We start from the raw sequence: 16,386 nt of genomic DNA, 5'->3' as shown, positions 1-16,386 counted from the left end.
TTTTCTCTCTATTTAGCAGCAACGAATCCCCGTTAATGGCGACTTTTCAAGCCCCATTCGTAAATGCCACTCATGAAACTTCTCTAATATATATGGGTATAATTCCAGGGTATAATAAAAAGCTGGATTAGGAATACCTAGCATTTCTGAGTAACATAAAAGCATAAATAAATCATCCTCATCTCTTAGTTCTCTCGCTACCTCAGCACGATGAGGCAAACTAAGAACTTGATCATAATATTCAAATAGTTTTTTCAAGGATAATTTTCTATCTCCCACGCTATCACTCCATTCTACCTCTAATTCTTGGCTGACTTAAAAAGGGAACAGACCAATCTGTCCCCTATCTTTCACTTACATGTTGTGGTTAATATTGGTTGGGTTGTCTTTTTTAGATAGAGCTGAGAAGGCCACGAGAATAATCCAGAGTGCGAATACAAGGATAACTCCACCTAAAATAAATAGCAGCCAATTCGCATCACTAGTCCCATATCCAGACCATTGGAAGACAACCTGTTGAACCATTGCCCATATGGTCATCACTAATAAGAACACCATTGGTATAAAGGTTACTAGGAAGTTCCTTCCTTGGCGCTTTAACCATATTGAAATCAGTAATAAACTTATTCCAGCAAGTAACTGATTTGAAGTACCAAACAACGGCCATAGTAGATAACCACCAGAACCAAAACCGTTAGGACCTTTTGGAAGTAAAACAAGTGCAGCACTTGCTACTACAGCAACTGAAGTAGCAACATGTGTTTTTGTTAGTGCCTTAACTTTATATTCCATGCCTAATTCTGAGATAATATATCTCATTAGGCGAACAGAAGTATCAAGTGTCGTTGCTGCGAAACTAACAACAATCACAGATACAATCGTTGCAGCAATATCAGCTGGTATTAACAATCCAGTCGCAAGCTTAGAGGCCCCACCAATAAAGGCTCCTAAACCTCCACCATTTGCAGCAGCAAAACTACTATATGTTTCTTTAAACTCTCCTGCAGATCCGAAGAAGGTAACTACTGCAATGATTGCAATGAGTGCTAAAGCCCCTTCTCCTACCGCTCCAAGGTAACCTACAAATCTAGCATCAGTCTCTTTATCAAGTTGTTTTGAAGAAGTTCCTGAAGAAACCAATCCATGGAATCCAGAAATTGCTCCACAAGCAATCGTAATAAATAATAGTGGGAACCATGATACATCAGTTGCATCTGGATTTGTTAACGGAGCAGTAATTTCAGGTTGCGTTAGTAAAAGGCCTGCATAAAGAATAAATAATCCTACTACTAATTGATGAGAGTTTATATAATCCCTAGGTTGCAACAGCTTCCATACCGGTAAAGTTGATGCAATATAGCAATAGACCATCAGTACAAGTATCCATACGAAAAAGGCCATTGATACACCATTTAGCCCAAACATTACTGTATTTTCAGCACCACCAAAATATCTAACAATGTCGATTTGTAGTGCGGGAACCTTACTTGATATCACTGCTGCAAAATACATAACAGCTAAAGCAATAATAGATGGGACTAACATGTTTGCTTTTCGTTTGTACACAGCATAACCTATCCAAATGGCTAATGGTATTTGAATGAAGACTGGAAACACACTTGCTGGGAACTTAATGAATAGATTTGAGATTACCCAAGCGAATACAGCGTTTACCATTAAAACTAAGATAAGGATAATAAATAAAAATAAGATCTTGGCCTGTTTACCAATTAACGTATTTGCTAACGTTCCAACAGATTGTCCTTTGTTACGAACAGATAATACGAGTGTTCCGAAATCATGGACACCTGCAGCAAATACAGTCCCTAGTATAACCCACAAAAATGCTGGTCCCCATCCCCAATAGACCGCAATTGCTGGACCTACTATCGGTGCAGCACCTGCAACTGAAGTAAAATGATGTCCCCACAAAACATATTTATTGGTAGGAACAAAATCTACCCCATCTTTATACCTATGTGCTGGAGTCACATAATTTGGGTCAAGGCGATAAATTTTTTCGGCAACAAACTTAGAATAATAGCGATAACCGAGAGCAAATACAATCATACCAACAATTGCTAACCAAATACCACTCATCAAACTCCTCCTTTTTCATAGCTTTCAACTTAAATAGTAGAAAATAATGGAAGCGTTGTCAATAAAATAACTGAAAATTTAGATTAAAATTTATTTTCAAATAAAACTATTTCAATAAACAATTTATTCTACTAGACATACTATTATGTCTCTACCTTTTTCCCATTGTATCCTTTATATTAATAAAGAATAGTTCTTTTAATTGACATATAAAAGGAGTAAATAAAGATGATTATCATTAGGGATGCCGTTGAGAAAGACTTGCCTGAAATTCTGTTCATTTATAATGAAGCCATTGAAAGAACTTTAGCCACATTTGATACTGAACCCCGATCACTTGAAAAACAAATAGCATGGTTTAACGACCACGGTCCTACTCACCCTATAATTGTTGCCGAGCAGAATGGTAAGGTGATTGGATGGGCCTCACTTAGTCGATGGTCAGATCGTGCAGCATATGACGGGACAGTAGAATTATCCTTTTATGTGTTAGAGTTACATCAAGGTAAAGGAGTTGGAAAAGCACTACTTCTTGCATTACTAGAGAAAGCAGATAACCTTTCCTTACATACCATCATTTCCCGAATAACTGAAGGGAATGAAGCAAGTATCCAACTCCACAAACAAGTTGGGTTTGAATATATTGGGGTTATGAAACAGGTTGGAAAAAAATTTGGAAGATTACTAGATGTTCATATGTTTCAATTTTTTATTTAACAATTACTAAAAATACTTTATAATGTATTTTTATACAGACCAAAAAGGGAGAGAAGCCTACTAATGAAGTCAATTATTGAAAATGAGATCACTAAATATAAAGAAGATTTTATCCGTATTAGCTCGTTCATTGGCGAGAATCCAGAACTGGGCCATGAGGAGTTCAAGGCGGCTGAGATACTTTCGGCGGAGCTTACGAAACATGGGTTTGCTGTCAGCTTAGGAACTGCTAATCTTCCAACTGCATTTGAAGCTGTCTTTGATAGCGGCATACCAGGCCCTACTATTGGATATATGGCTGAGTATGATGCGTTACCTGAACTGGGTCATGCTTGTGGACATAACTTAATTGGTACTATGGCCGTTGCTGCAGGCATCGGTTTAAGTAAGGTGTTGAAAGATTGTGGTGGAAAGGTTATCGTCTATGGTACCCCTGCTGAAGAAACAAAGGGTGGAAAAGTAACGATGGCTGAACAAGGAATTTTTGATAAACTCGATGTCGCTATGATGGTTCATCCGCTTAATCGTTATGAGAAAAGCGGGACATCTTTGGCAATGGACGCAATTCAATTTGAATTTTTCGGCAAAGCTGCTCATGCCGCTGCTAGCCCTCATGAAGGAATTAATGCACTGGATGCAGTTATTCAAGTATTTAATAGTATGAATGCCTTAAGACAGCATATTACTCCAGATGCTCGAATTCATGGAATTATTCCAGAAGGTGGAAAGGCAGCAAATATTGTTCCTGATTATACTGTTGCTCAGTTCTATGTAAGAGCAAACTCTAGGGAATACGTGAATGAGTTGGTTGAGAAGCTAAAAAGGATTGCTGAAGGAGCAGCACTTGCAACTGGCTGCAAAATGGAATCCTCTTTTTATGAATTTTCATATGATAACATGGTAACTAATGAAAACTTATCTTCCGCTTTTACGAATGCACTTCTTTCTTTAGGCGTGAAAAGTGAGGAGATCAACGAAAAAACAGGTGGGTCAGGCTCTCTTGATATGGGAAATGTAAGTCAAGTTGTTCCTTCTATTCACCCCTATATTCAAATCTGCACAGAACCGTTTGCTTGCCATACTCACGAATTTAGAGAGGCAGCTATGAGTGACAGAGCTAAAGAAGCAATGATTTTAGGTGCTAAAGCGATGGCATTAGCAGGGTTAGAGGTTATCACTAGTCCAGAGTTACTTTCAAAAATAAAAGATGAGTTTACTAGCTCAAGAATCTAGTAAACTAAGAAAAAAACAGTTCCGAGATCGGAACTGCTTTTTTTATATATAAGACTCAAGCTTATAATTTTGTTACGTTAGCTGCTTGAGGTCCACGGTTACCTTCTACGATTTCGAAAGAAACTTCTTGACCTTCTTCTAAAGTTTTGAAGCCTTCACCTTGGATAGCTGAGAAATGTACGAATACATCTTCTCCACCTTGAACTTCGATGAATCCAAAACCTTTTTCGCTGTTAAACCATTTTACTTTACCATTTTGCATGTGTTTTGCCTCCTAAAAATTAACACACAATTACCTGTGTATCCCAAATATTTGACCATTTAACCCATAACATAAATCTTATGAATCCTTTGTACTCTTCGAACAATTTTCTTCATTAAACACTTATATATGTAGTACGGTCGCATTAATCATACCATTTTTAGAATAATTTAGTCAATATTCATGAGCTTCATTCAAGAAATATTTTCTACTAAATCCTTCAATTATTCTTTTCACTAAGTTCTATTGTTGAAGCGTCTTGAATACGCTTACAGTAGCTTGTACAACTCCGTATTAACCTCACATTTTTAAATTAGGAGGAAAGATAAATGATCTATAGTAAGCCAGGGACAACCGGTTCCAAAATCACGTTCAAAAGTCGCTATGAGAATTATATTGGTGGTGAGTGGGTAGCTCCCCTCAGTGGTCAGTATTTTGAAAATGTGAGTCCAGTAGACGGACAAGTATTTTGTGAGGTTGCTAGATCAAATCATGAGGATATTGAAAGAGCCTTAAATGCTGCACATGCAGCAAAAGATGCATGGGGTAAAACCTCTGTAACTGAACGAGCAAATATTTTAAATAAAATTGCAAACCGCATGGAAGAGAATCTAGAGATGCTTGCAAATGCAGAGACTTGGGATAATGGAAAGCCAGTTAGAGAGACTTTGGCTGCTGACCTTCCTCTTGCTATCGATCATTTTCGATATTTTGCCGGTTGCATTCGTTCTCAAGAAGGCAGTCTATCTCAAATTGACAATGATACAGTAGCTTATCATTTTCATGAGCCTCTTGGTGTAGTTGGACAAATTATCCCTTGGAACTTCCCAATATTAATGGCTACATGGAAATTAGCACCAGCTTTAGCAGCTGGAAACTGTGTCGTGTTAAAGCCAGCTGAGCAAACTCCAGCATCGATCATGGTTTTAATGGAGTTAATTGAAGATCTTCTACCACCTGGTGTTGTTAACATTGTTAATGGGTTTGGGTTAGAAGCTGGTAAGCCGCTTGCTTCTAGTTCTCGTGTAGCAAAAGTAGCCTTTACAGGTGAAACAACTACTGGTCGATTAATTATGCAATATGCTTCTCAAAATCTTATTCCTGTCACGCTTGAGCTTGGCGGAAAATCACCGAATATCTTCTTTGAGGACGTAATGTCTCAGGATGATGCATTTTTAGATAAAGCAATTGAAGGCTTTGTCATGTTTGCATTAAATCAGGGCGAGGTTTGTACATGCCCTTCTCGTGCCCTTATCCATGAATCCATTTATGAGCGTTTTATGGATCGTGCGCTTGCTCGTGTTGAACAAATTAAACAAGGTAATCCTTTAGATATCGAGACGATGATTGGGGCTCAAGCATCAAATGAGCAAGTTGAGAAAATCTTGTCCTATTTCGATATTGCCAATCAAGAGGGAGCTACTTGTCTAATCGGTGGCGGACGTAATACCCTTGAAGGTGACCTAAAAGATGGGTATTATATTAAACCAACCGTATTTAAGGGTCACAATAAAATGAGAATTTTCCAAGAAGAGATTTTTGGTCCAGTTGTTTCTGTAACTACGTTTAAAGACGAAGAAGAAGCTCTTCAAATCGCAAATGATACTTTATATGGGCTAGGTGCAGGAGTTTGGACTAGGGATGTTAATAAAGCCTACCGCTTTGGCAGAAATATTGAAGCTGGTCGCGTTTGGACAAATTGCTACCATGCATATCCTGCTCATGCAGCATTTGGAGGATATAAAATGTCAGGCATTGGTAGAGAAAACCATAAAATGATGCTTTCTCACTACCAACAAACTAAGAATCTACTTGTTAGCTATAGTCCTGACAAATTAGGATTCTTCTAAAAATGAAAGTAACAGCAACTGACGAAGCTCTTACACTCATAGAAAAACTGCAGATGAAGCATGGTTCTCTCCTTTTTCATCAATCTGGCGGATGTTGTGATGGAAGTTCACCGATGTGCTTTCCACGTGAAGAGTTTTTAATTGGTGATGCTGATATCCTTATTGGAGAGATTGGGAACACTCCGTTTTATATGAGTAAAAAACAATACGAATACTGGAAACATACAAATCTAATTATTGATGTTGTGAAAGGTCGCGGTGGAATGTTCTCACTAGAAGGGCCTGAAGGTGTTCGGTTTTTGATAAGATCTACGATTGCTTGATTGGTCTAAAGGGTAGAGAATATTTGGTCTCTACCCTTTTAACAATTAGGCGAATTACGGGCTATTCGCACACTTCAATTCAAATTTCTTCTAGCCAGAGCGACGATACTACCCTTTGATTGATTCAATTCATCCATATCACCAAAAAAATCACCCCAACCATAATCTGGTGGAGTGATCCATGCTTTTCTATTTAAATAACTTACTATATTCCCCATAACCCTCTTTTTCTAGGTCTTCCTTACGGATGAAGCGTAATGCTGCAGAATTGATGCAGTATCTTAATCCATTAGGTCCTGGGCCATCGTCAAAAACATGCCCTAAATGCGAGTCTGCTGTTTGACTTCTAACTTCAGTGCGAACCATACCATAAGTGAAGTCAGTCTCTTCTACTATTTCCGCTTCGTCAATTGGCTTTGTGAAACTTGGCCATCCGCAACCAGCATCATATTGATCCTTAGAGCTAAATAATGGTTTACCTGAGACAATGTCTACATAAATTCCTTCACTAGTATTATTCCAAAACTCATTTTTAAATGGTGGCTCTGTTCCGTTTTTTTGCGTAACTTCATATTGCATTGGCGTTAGCCTTGCCTTTAGTTCCTCTTTATTAAAAGTGCTCTTCCAATGATCTTTTATAAAAGCATCACGCCCTGAACCTTTACGGTAGCGTGTATAGTGCGTTGGGTTCTTTTTATAATAGTCCTGATGATATTCTTCTGCAGGATAAAAAGGTGCTGCTGGTAAGATATCTGTTACGATTGGCTTAGAGAATCGTCCACTTTCGTCAAGGTTTTTCTTTGATTCCTCGGCTATCTTTCGTTGTTCCTCGCTATGATAGAAGATGGCTGTTTTATACGAATCTCCTCTATCATAAAATTGTCCTCCACTATCTGTTGGGTCAATTTGCTGCCAGAATACATCAAGTAATTTGCTATAAGGAAATACCTCTGGATTAAATGTAATTTGTACAACCTCATAATGACCTGTTGTTTCCGAACAAACCTCTTTATATGTAGGATTTTCTTTCTGGCCACCAGAGTATCCAGAAATAACTTTTTCAATCCCCGGCTGCTCATCAAATGGTTTTACCATACACCAGAAACAACCACCTGCAAATGTAGCAAGCTCAAAATTTTGTGTCATGATTAACTCAACCTTTCATAAATAGCTGCTTTTTCCCCATTATATCATTGGAGATATAAACACCAAATTAACTTGCTTATATTTCACCGTTCCCCTTTTCTAAGAGGTTAATTAATCGATTAGGATAGTCCGTAATAATACCATCCACATTTAGCTCGATTAGCTTTTTCATCGTTTTTTCATCATTGATAGTCCAGTAATGGATAGCGATATTTCTTTCCTTGATTGTCTTTATTAAGCGTTCGGTTGCTAGGTCGATTTTTCCGACCTTAATGGGAATCTGAACAGCATGGCGTTCTAAGTTAACAAGTCTGTCTAATCCCACCTTATGTAAAATAACAAATTGCCTTATTGTTTCTACTCCTGTTCCCACAGGAATGTTTCCTTTTGATGTTGATACAAATCTTTTCAAACTTTTATCGTTAAATGAACCAACAATCACCTTATTTTTCATATCATATTTTTTTATCAATTTTATAATTTTCTTCTCAATCTTTTTAGTAGGATCCTTTAATTCAATCACAAGAGGGGTTCCATTACTATGCGTAAACACTTCTTCGAGACTTGGTATAGTAACACCTCTGTTTCTAAACGGGTACCCACCGTTGTCGTTTTTAATTTTATAGCCCGCATCTAATTTTTTGATTTCCTCAAGAGTGTAGTCTTTTACAAATCCCGTTCCATTGGTCGTACGATCTACAGTTTCATCATGAATAACAACTAACTCTTCATCCTTTGTCATTCGCACATCAAGTTCAATGGCATCAACACCTAGCTTTTCGGCTAAACGAAATGCTAATAGCGTATTTTCTGGTGCAATACCCGCTCCGCCACGATGGGCAATTACTAGTGGCTGGCTATCATCCTTTAAGAAGGCCGTATTGGATTGTTTGGAAACAGGAATGAACTGTATGGTTCCATATAAAATAGTTAGCAATAAAAAGACTATAACAACTCGATTAAAGAAAGCATGAGATGGTATTCTAAGGTTATTTATCTTCATTTATAATCCCTCAGTTTGCTTTTGTTTGGTTTATTATGACAATTTTCTATTCATTTTATTTCATTTTCAAGCACTTGATGAAAATTTTTTCTAAAGCTTGGATAATATAGAAATATAGATATGTTCATTTATGAAGTTTATGACTTCATCAAACTACAACTGGAGGTTGAAATGTTATGGTTGCTCCATATTTATGTCCTAACTGTAAAACGAATCGCTCACGCTTTAATCTTATTGAACAAAATGCAAAGCCGGTAAAAATGGATCCTAGAACTGGGGATTTACTTGAGGAGTATTCAAATGAAATGCTTAATCCTTTTCACGTTCCCTATAAAGGTCCAGCGATAAAGGTACAATGTGGTGTTTGCGGGCTAATTGAAGATGAAAGATCATTTATTAAACGTGCTGAAAGCAATAAATTGCAATAGAAGTATCAAGATTCTATTGTGAATCACACCTGTTTAAAAATAGAGCTCCCTAATTATTTTACATTAATAAAGATGAGGGTAAATTCCCCTCATCTTATTCACTATCTGGCGTGATATTGAAAAACATGTTTTCATTTTTATTCTTATCTTTATTATTTGATTTTTCCTTTGTATCTTTACCCATTTGACCATCAGATTCGTAGCTCAGATCGAATTTTGGCTTTTTTGTCATTTGGCATCCCTCCTGCCAATAGTCTTACACGAATTAATTACGATATACAAAAAAGGGGCGAACCTATTTCGGAGCGCCTCTTATTTCCCTTATTTGCGATGTGCTCTTGTTCGATCACCGCTTAGTTTTTTCCACTTATTTCGTTCCTCAAGTTGAGCCTTCTTGTCATTTTTCCGTTCCAGATAGGCTAGTTCTTTTTGAAGCTTTACGTAGCTTCTAAATCGCTCCTCATCAAGAATGCCATCTGAAATTGCATCGACAATCGCACATTTTGGTTCACTACCATGTGTACAATCTCTGTAGTAACAACTTTCAGCTAATGTTTCGATATCCTCAAAGCTATGACTTAAGCTGTCCTCAGCATCCCATAATTGGAGCTCCCTCATACCAGGGGTGTCAATGATAATTCCACCAGTCGGAACAACAATAAGTTCACGATGTGTTGTCGTGTGCTTTCCCCGATCATCCCCTTCTCGAATTTCATTCACCAGTTGCTTTTCAATACCTATTAATCGATTGGTTAATGTCGATTTTCCTGCTCCTGATGAACCGAGTAAGGCAACTGTTTGACCTTCTTCCAAGTACTTATCTAATTGGTCAATACCAGTGTTGTCTTTTACACTGACAGCATGAACTGGCACTCCAAGGGCCACTGGTTCAATTTGTTTTAGTTTTTCGTCAACATCATTGCATAGATCACTCTTAGTGAGAACGATAACAGGATTTGCGCCACTCTCCCAAGCCATAAGTAAATATCGCTCAATTCTTCGCAAGTTAAAATCCTGGTTTAAGGCATTAACTAGAAACAGCGTATTCACATTTGTTGCGACAATTTGTTCTTCAGTAGTCATCCCAGCGGCCTTCCTTGAGAACTTACTGAATCTAGGTAAGATTCCATGTATTGTAGCTTTACCTTCTTCATATCTTGGTGAGATTAGAACCCAATCCCCAACAGCTGGGTAGTCTTCTCTAGAAATGGAGTTGTGACGTAGTTTCCCGGATACCTCTCCAAGTAACTCACCATTTTCAGTGAAAATCCGATACATTCTTTTATGCTCTAATCCGATTCTTCCTACAGAGTAACCTTGCTCTGTATATTTTGTAAATTCATTATTAAAATACTCATTCCAACCTAATGTTTGTAAATTCAATTCCTATTCCTCCTAGGGATTCTTAAAATTAGACAAAATAAAAAAGACTGATCAGCAGTCTTTTTCTTAAAAGAATTAATAACTATGATCTGAGTTGTATCCAACCCATCACAAATCCCAGATAGATATTACAGAGAAAAAGGATGGGTGGTGTTATATTCAATTAATTTACCGATAGCTCCTAATAAATTTTTGCTCATAACACATCACCCACTTTCCGAATTTAATATAAGAAAATTATAGTATAACTACTAAAAGATGTAAATAGCTAGTTTTTTTATTTTTCCCCAATACACATTTTAAATGGGGCTGCTCTCTTATACAGGAACAGCCCCATCTTTTATTATTGAAGGAGGAAAGGCATCATACATAACTACGCTTGGAGTTTACCAGTAATGAAAAATCATTTACTGTATAAAACAAACTAGATTAGTTCATTTTTTTTAGCACCAAGAAGCACCTACAATGATTAATAAAATAAATAATACTACAATTAACACAAATCCACTACCAGTACCATAACCAGCACCAGCAACTTGTGGACCATAACCATAGCCACAGTGTCCGTAACCCATTCATTCCACCCCCTTTTACATCTATAGTTCTACCATATGCAAACCCCCACTGTTTCGAAAAGGCATATGCCTAGAGAGTTAATAAAAATCCAAATTTTTGCCAAACATAAGTTCAATTCTAGTTGGAAATTTTAGCAATAAGGAGGTAAGAAAGATGACAAGTTTATTAATGAAAATCATTATTTGTCCTTTAGTTGTGGCTTTATCAGCTTCATTCCTTGCAAATGTCCACTACGCAAACTTTATACAACCTATTATTGTCGGTTTGATTTTAGCTGTAGCTGGGGTAGCGATGGAGTATTTATTTTTAAAAGAGGGTCGTGTTTGGTTTAGTACATTAATGGATTTTGTTGCTTCAGTCATTATTGTATATTTCGTTACAAATCTTTTCACAACAGCATCTGCAACTCTGTTTGGTGCTCTCATTATTGGTTTTCTATTAGCTGTGACAGAACATTTTACTCATTCTTATTTAGTGAAATCCGGAAAAACAAGAAAAACATCAATGGCCTAACTTTTTTGGAAGAAAATTCTTCACATACGACAACCCACTAAAGTTGAGATTAATAAATGCATAAGAAATAAATGGGTAGGAGGCCTTTATTTTGACAAAAAACAATCATGAAATTCCTCAAAATGAAAACTTAAAAATTGCAGGTAAAACATATGATCCATCTGATTATCAAAGTAATTCACTTGAAGCACAGGGACTTGCAATCACTCATGAACAAACAAGCGACACGTTGACGGAAGGTACAATTGACGCAAAAATTGATGATGTAAATGGAAAAGATATTGAAATTCCACGTACTGGCTATGATGGAGATAAATAACTAACTAAAAAATCACTTGTGCATTTTGTGCATCAAGTGATTTTCTTGTTTTATTTAGTTAACGGTACAATAAGTTTAAAGGTTATATTATCTTCTTCTAAATCAAACGTATCTACTTTTACATCAACATCACTTTTCATATCCATTTGTGTTACAGAGACATAAATCAATTCTTCTTTTGGATCAATCACTACCCATTCAGGCAGGATATAGTTTTCCTTTATGTACGTTAGGACAAATGGAACAGGTAACATCAATTGACCGATTGAAATGGTTTCCTGTTCTAGAATAAGGTCACCTTCTGGAGTAACGATTGGATTAAACTTCATTTCTAGATGTAGTTTCCGATTAAACGCTGTAATTGATCCAATTAATAAGACTTCTTCATCTAGTATAATCTCATAATCTAGAGGATTATTTTTTGATTCCTTTTCTAAATAATTGTTAATTACTTTCGTTAATTCCCCTTTACTACTAACCACTTTTAACTCAACACCTGATTGATCTAAAGGTGTAAACGGATTGTCACGCTCCTCCGTTGGTACTTTAAAGAGTGCTGTTACTATTACAATAACAATGACTACATTTAGCGCCAGTAATCCAAAAAACAATCCCTTCCACTTTCCCATAATCTACTCCCTTACCCTGCTTATTGACTGAACTTCTCGATAAACGTTTGGTAAATTCTATCCGCCATACGTTGATACCCTATTGAGTTCGGGTGAAAATCATCCGTATATAATAAATTAACATCACTGTTTTTAAAGATATCATTCACTGCTACAAACGTCGTGTTTGGATACTTACTAAGCAAGTTTTGACTTCCATCATTCCATTCCTCTATGACAGTATCAACTTCAGGTAAATCACCTAACAAAACATCAAATGGATTATAGAGGCCAACCAACATAATGTGAATATCTCCATTAATAGTACGAATATTCTCTATGATCGTTTTCAGACGTTCTTCATATGGACCTTTCTCATCTCGAAACACATCAAAATCTAGCGCTAAAAAGTTCTCCATAGCAACCTTCATTAAGTCATTTCCACCAACAGTAATAATAACAATATCTGCATTTTTTAATGGTTGTTGTACTTCACTTAATTCCAGTCTTGCCAAAAGATGTCCAGTTGTATTCCCATTAATACCAAGGTTTTTCATATTAATATTTTTTATGCCTTTATTCTCAAGGAGCATCTTTTCTAACAAGGTCACATATCCACCGTTATTGGTCGTATCACCAAAGCCCTCTGTTAGGGAATCCCCAAAGGCTACAATGGAATAGTCCCTGGGTATAAATGACTCAGGAATAGATTGTTTTAAAGGAACAAAAACTAGTTGTCGTTGTGAAGATTGATTACTTACAGGACTTAGTATAGAGCATGAAGTTAGTAGCACTACACAGAATACTAGAAGTAGTTTATACATTACTTTGATCACCTACTAATCACTAATTCTATCAAATCAGATTTTAGATTTTTTTAGTATTATAGCATATTCAACTTTAATGAAATCATGAGGACAATTATCTAAAAAGTCAAAAAGGACACATTACTGTGCCCTTTTCATCTCTGTATGAACAACTATTTGGTCATTACATGTAATATTTACTTTATGAATCGTAATTTCAGGTAATGAGCCCACACGGATATTCACACCTGTTTGCCCAAGACCTTCACTAATATAATACGGCTTCCCATTACGCTCATGAAAGCCTTTAATAATATTCAACCGAGCTAATTTACCCATTTTTGCAAGATGATATGGCCTTGGCCAATGGATCTGACCACCATGAAAATGTCCAGATAATAAATAGTCAAAATGGTAGTTATCCATATGCAGAACAATATTTGGGTCATGTGTTAACACTAAATTGTAACCACCCTTAATATTTTTATACGACTTTTCTATGTCACTACGTTTTGTACTAAAATCATCAATTCCAATAATGTTAAGTTTATTGCCTTCAATTAGAATCGAAGCATTCTCATTTTGCATTGTTATACAGCCATTGTCTTCTAATGTTTTCCTCAATTCTTCAAATCTCTCATTCTTTAAAACATAATCATGATTACCAAATATAGCATACATCCCATGCTCTACCTGTAACTTATTAAGCACTTGAAGATATGGAACTAGTTTAGGTATGCTACGTTTACGATCTAAAAAGTCACCTGTAAGTGCAATTAAATCAATTTTTTCATCCTTTAATTTTTGATATAAAGTGTCTGGTGAAATTGAGAGATTCTCCAAATGGATATCAGATAAGTGAAGTATATTTAAAGTAGGGGAATTAGGGTTGTCGATTTTGTTCATAGAAGCATTAACATCTATTCTATTCATCACCACGTTGTGGGTGTTTTTATTCGCTCGGTAAATTCCGATAGCTAATACGATTATTAAGATCGCAATTAAGAAAAAAGACATAGTATCTCCTCCTTCTTTTACAATTATAGTAAAAAGAAGGAGAAAAGTAACTGGTAATAACTAGTTAGTTAACGTTTATATAGATTTAAAAGAGCTTCTTTTGACATAAAAAGATACTTCGGAGGTCTTCTGAGGCTTTGTGTATTTATTTGTGAAACTGATAAACAATACATTGGTATAAATACAAATTGCTTTATAAAACGATATAGCGGATTTTTAATTTCAAATGTCTCAAATCCGAGTCGACTACACCCTTTATGCAACATCGTAATACCAACTATACCCTTTATCTCCTCACTCCTTGAATGAGATTGTATATGGTCTGCTAGGCTTGGCATTCCATTTAAGACATGTTTATAAATGATTCTTCCCCTTCTTGTATCACTTTCCACACTATTCATGTCTTTCAATAACCGAACATTATGTAAATGAATCTTTATTAAAAGATCATTTTTCTTAATGATAGTGCCATCCTTCAGGTTTACTTCTTTACCTTTATAGCGAGTAAGTCTTACACGGAATATATTTCGTTGTTGATTCGTGTCTTCTAAGTAAATTAATCGGGTAAATAAGTAGTAAATTGGGTCTAGGATAGACCATATTGATAAAAAATATAATCTCATCTTCAACATATGAAGGATCACTCTCCTTTGCATGAAGGATACTTATAGTTAAATTTTTTGATTTTCTTACCAATAATATTATTGGGAATTAAAGGTTTTATTTTGGCGTACGTTAACCTAGCTATTTCTGAATAAATCCTTCATGAACAATTCAAACTAAGGTAACTATGTATTGCAAAGGAGTCTACTTATGAAAAAGGTCTTATTTTTGCCTTTTTTACAGATACCTTCCGGTCACCACCAAGTGGTAGATGCTTTGAGGGAGGACTTAGAGGTTAATTATTCAGGTTTGGTTTTTGATAAAATTGATGTGCTTCATTATGGGTACGGAAAGCTAGAGTCCCTTATATCGGGGATATATTTAAAATGGATACACCATTTCCCTTCAACTTACAGTTGGCTTTATAAGAGTTCTGTTTATAGTGGGGCATCCATTAATAAAAATTACAAACTTTATGAACTGTTATTTATTCATTTTATTAAAAAGATCCTGTTAGAAACGAAACCTGATATCGTCGTTTGCTCACATGCACTGCCTTCTTATATGTTGAACCAATTAAAAAAAAGAGGCTTTACTTCAGTACCTATTGTCAATGTTTATACCGATTTTTTTGTTCATAGCTTCTGGGGAACAAATTATATAGACTATCACTTTGTTTCTAATCGGAATATGAAAAATGACTTGATAACTCGGGGCATTACCGAAAATCAAATTTATGTCACCGGGATTCCTCTGCATCGTAAAATTCTCCAACAAACTCACTCTAGGTCTATTCCCTCTAAACCACAGCTACAATGTACGATTATGGGGGGCAGTTTAGGCGTCGGAGTCATTGATCGGCTTATAAATAAATTAAAACCAACAGGACAGATTATCTATCATATTTTGTGTGGGAAAAATACGAAACTTTATAACCAGCTAAAAAACCAAAGTTGTAAGTACATCCATCCGCTTCCTTACATAAGCTCTCGGGAAGAAATGGATACTATATATTGTCAGTCCGATTTTATAATTACGAAGCCTGGCGGTGTCACGGTAAGTGAATGCCTTCAGAAGAGAGTGCCTATTTTTGTGTATCATGCTCTCCCTGGCCAGGAAGAGATTAATCTAAATGAACTAAACAAATTGGGAGTTGTTTTCCCATTAACTGACTGGGAGCTATACGAAGATCTTGAACAACATTTACTATCTACCTACAGATCAGAGAAAAATTTAGAGCAATATCACTCTTCGCTAGAACAATATCACGGTGATTTCCACCATGAACCTGCAGCCGTTATTTTAGATCGAATAATACAAGAAACCGAAAGGAAGAGAAATGCCCAATGACAAACTCTAAAGAAAAGGAAAACGATGTCTCACAAATACCCGAAGAACTAGATTTCTTAATGCTAGATGACTGTCACACTTACAATGCAAAAGATCTCTTCTGGAAAGAACTCGCCACAATCGTAGAAGACGGAGCAACAGAAGACTAA

21 protein-coding genes are annotated in these 16,386 nt (G+C 36.1%); 9 read left to right on the top strand and 12 right to left on the bottom strand.

The window, feature by feature from the left end:
• Positions 1 to 12: 12 nt before the first annotated feature.
• Positions 13 to 279: a cory-CC-star protein gene (locus J2Z26_RS10235; protein ID WP_193539330.1), complete on the bottom strand. Its 267-nt coding sequence runs from the start codon at positions 277 to 279 to the stop codon at positions 13 to 15.
• A gap of 75 nt (positions 280 to 354) precedes the next feature.
• Entirely contained in the window at positions 355 to 2,100 is a 1,746-nt protein-coding gene (locus J2Z26_RS10230; RefSeq protein WP_193539332.1) for a carbon starvation CstA family protein, read from the bottom strand.
• A gap of 228 nt (positions 2,101 to 2,328) precedes the next feature.
• Between J2Z26_RS10230 and J2Z26_RS10225 the strand changes: the two genes are divergently transcribed.
• On the top strand, positions 2,329 to 2,817 hold the full coding sequence (locus tag J2Z26_RS10225) for a GNAT family N-acetyltransferase (RefSeq protein ID WP_227413839.1): 489 nt from the start codon (positions 2,329 to 2,331) through the stop codon (positions 2,815 to 2,817).
• A 63-nt stretch (positions 2,818 to 2,880) separates the two neighbouring features.
• Positions 2,881 to 4,050 (top strand): M20 family metallopeptidase, encoded by a 1,170-nt coding sequence (locus tag J2Z26_RS10220; RefSeq protein ID WP_193539334.1) that lies wholly within the window; start codon positions 2,881 to 2,883, stop codon positions 4,048 to 4,050.
• A 61-nt stretch (positions 4,051 to 4,111) separates the two neighbouring features.
• Here J2Z26_RS10220 and cspD read toward each other — a convergent pair whose 3' ends face one another.
• On the bottom strand, positions 4,112 to 4,312 hold the full coding sequence (cspD, locus tag J2Z26_RS10215) for a cold-shock protein CspD (RefSeq protein ID WP_193468961.1): 201 nt from the start codon (positions 4,310 to 4,312) through the stop codon (positions 4,112 to 4,114).
• A 329-nt stretch (positions 4,313 to 4,641) separates the two neighbouring features.
• On the opposite strand from cspD, the gene adh reads away from it, so the two are divergent.
• The gene (adh, locus tag J2Z26_RS10210; protein ID WP_193539336.1) at positions 4,642 to 6,162 is read left to right on the top strand and encodes an aldehyde dehydrogenase; all 1,521 of its coding nucleotides are present in this window, start codon (positions 4,642 to 4,644) and stop codon (positions 6,160 to 6,162) included.
• A gap of 2 nt (positions 6,163 to 6,164) precedes the next feature.
• A complete protein-coding gene (locus J2Z26_RS10205) occupies positions 6,165 to 6,485 on the top strand; it encodes a DUF779 domain-containing protein (protein WP_193539338.1) in 321 nt (106 codons plus the stop codon).
• 189 nt (positions 6,486 to 6,674) lie between these two features.
• On the opposite strand, the gene msrA is transcribed toward J2Z26_RS10205, so the two are convergent.
• Both msrA and J2Z26_RS10195 read right to left on the bottom strand, forming a co-directional pair.
• A complete protein-coding gene (gene msrA / locus J2Z26_RS10200) occupies positions 6,675 to 7,631 on the bottom strand; it encodes a peptide-methionine (S)-S-oxide reductase MsrA (protein WP_193539341.1) in 957 nt (318 codons plus the stop codon).
• 76 nt (positions 7,632 to 7,707) lie between these two features.
• Positions 7,708 to 8,634 carry a glycerophosphodiester phosphodiesterase family protein gene (locus tag J2Z26_RS10195; RefSeq protein ID WP_193539343.1) on the bottom strand — a complete coding sequence of 309 codons (927 nt, stop codon included), beginning with the start codon at positions 8,632 to 8,634 and terminating at the stop codon, positions 7,708 to 7,710.
• Between the two features lie 176 nt (positions 8,635 to 8,810).
• On the opposite strand from J2Z26_RS10195, the gene J2Z26_RS10190 reads away from it, so the two are divergent.
• On the top strand, positions 8,811 to 9,062 hold the full coding sequence (locus tag J2Z26_RS10190; RefSeq protein ID WP_193539345.1) for a DNA alkylation repair protein: 252 nt from the start codon (positions 8,811 to 8,813) through the stop codon (positions 9,060 to 9,062).
• Positions 9,063 to 9,156: 94 nt separating this feature from the next.
• Here J2Z26_RS10190 and J2Z26_RS10185 read toward each other — a convergent pair whose 3' ends face one another.
• The 3 genes from J2Z26_RS10185 to J2Z26_RS10175 form a co-directional block, all read right to left on the bottom strand.
• Positions 9,157 to 9,294 (bottom strand): hypothetical protein, encoded by a 138-nt coding sequence (locus J2Z26_RS10185; RefSeq protein WP_193539347.1) that lies wholly within the window; start codon positions 9,292 to 9,294, stop codon positions 9,157 to 9,159.
• A gap of 89 nt (positions 9,295 to 9,383) precedes the next feature.
• Entirely contained in the window at positions 9,384 to 10,445 is a 1,062-nt protein-coding gene (gene rsgA / locus J2Z26_RS10180; RefSeq protein WP_193539349.1) for a ribosome small subunit-dependent GTPase A, read from the bottom strand.
• A gap of 443 nt (positions 10,446 to 10,888) precedes the next feature.
• Positions 10,889 to 11,020: a YjcZ family sporulation protein gene (locus J2Z26_RS10175; RefSeq protein WP_193539351.1), complete on the bottom strand. Its 132-nt coding sequence runs from the start codon at positions 11,018 to 11,020 to the stop codon at positions 10,889 to 10,891.
• 154 nt (positions 11,021 to 11,174) lie between these two features.
• Between J2Z26_RS10175 and J2Z26_RS10170 the strand changes: the two genes are divergently transcribed.
• Both J2Z26_RS10170 and J2Z26_RS10165 read left to right on the top strand, forming a co-directional pair.
• Positions 11,175 to 11,534: a DUF2512 family protein gene (locus J2Z26_RS10170; RefSeq protein ID WP_193539353.1), complete on the top strand. Its 360-nt coding sequence runs from the start codon at positions 11,175 to 11,177 to the stop codon at positions 11,532 to 11,534.
• A gap of 91 nt (positions 11,535 to 11,625) precedes the next feature.
• The gene (locus J2Z26_RS10165; RefSeq protein ID WP_227413840.1) at positions 11,626 to 11,853 is read left to right on the top strand and encodes a YozQ family protein; all 228 of its coding nucleotides are present in this window, start codon (positions 11,626 to 11,628) and stop codon (positions 11,851 to 11,853) included.
• A 50-nt stretch (positions 11,854 to 11,903) separates the two neighbouring features.
• On the opposite strand, the gene J2Z26_RS10160 is transcribed toward J2Z26_RS10165, so the two are convergent.
• The 4 genes from J2Z26_RS10160 to J2Z26_RS10145 all read right to left on the bottom strand — a co-directional run bounded on the left by J2Z26_RS10160 (position 11,904) and on the right by J2Z26_RS10145 (position 14,907).
• On the bottom strand, positions 11,904 to 12,482 hold the full coding sequence (locus J2Z26_RS10160) for a YpmS family protein (RefSeq protein WP_193539355.1): 579 nt from the start codon (positions 12,480 to 12,482) through the stop codon (positions 11,904 to 11,906).
• A 20-nt stretch (positions 12,483 to 12,502) separates the two neighbouring features.
• On the bottom strand, positions 12,503 to 13,285 hold the full coding sequence (locus tag J2Z26_RS10155; RefSeq protein ID WP_193539357.1) for an SGNH/GDSL hydrolase family protein: 783 nt from the start codon (positions 13,283 to 13,285) through the stop codon (positions 12,503 to 12,505).
• Positions 13,286 to 13,408: 123 nt separating this feature from the next.
• Entirely contained in the window at positions 13,409 to 14,284 is an 876-nt protein-coding gene (locus tag J2Z26_RS10150; RefSeq protein ID WP_193539359.1) for a metallophosphoesterase, read from the bottom strand.
• Between the two features lie 68 nt (positions 14,285 to 14,352).
• Entirely contained in the window at positions 14,353 to 14,907 is a 555-nt protein-coding gene (locus J2Z26_RS10145) for a YkoP family protein (protein WP_193539740.1), read from the bottom strand.
• A gap of 190 nt (positions 14,908 to 15,097) precedes the next feature.
• Here J2Z26_RS10145 and J2Z26_RS10140 point away from each other — a divergent pair, with 190 nt between their 5' ends.
• Positions 15,098 to 16,237 carry an MGDG synthase family glycosyltransferase gene (locus J2Z26_RS10140; RefSeq protein WP_193539361.1) on the top strand — a complete coding sequence of 380 codons (1,140 nt, stop codon included), beginning with the start codon at positions 15,098 to 15,100 and terminating at the stop codon, positions 16,235 to 16,237.
• Positions 16,234 to 16,386 (top strand): hypothetical protein, encoded by a 153-nt coding sequence (locus tag J2Z26_RS10135; protein WP_193539363.1) that lies wholly within the window; start codon positions 16,234 to 16,236, stop codon positions 16,384 to 16,386. Before J2Z26_RS10140 ends, J2Z26_RS10135 begins: the two co-directional genes overlap by 4 nt.

This window comes from Cytobacillus luteolus, assembly GCF_017873715.1.
GTDB lineage: Bacteria > Bacillota > Bacilli > Bacillales > Bacillaceae_L > Bacillus_BV > Bacillus_BV luteola.
The sequence above is the reverse complement of the archived record's forward strand: the minus strand, read 5'-3'. Positions and strand labels throughout refer to the sequence as shown.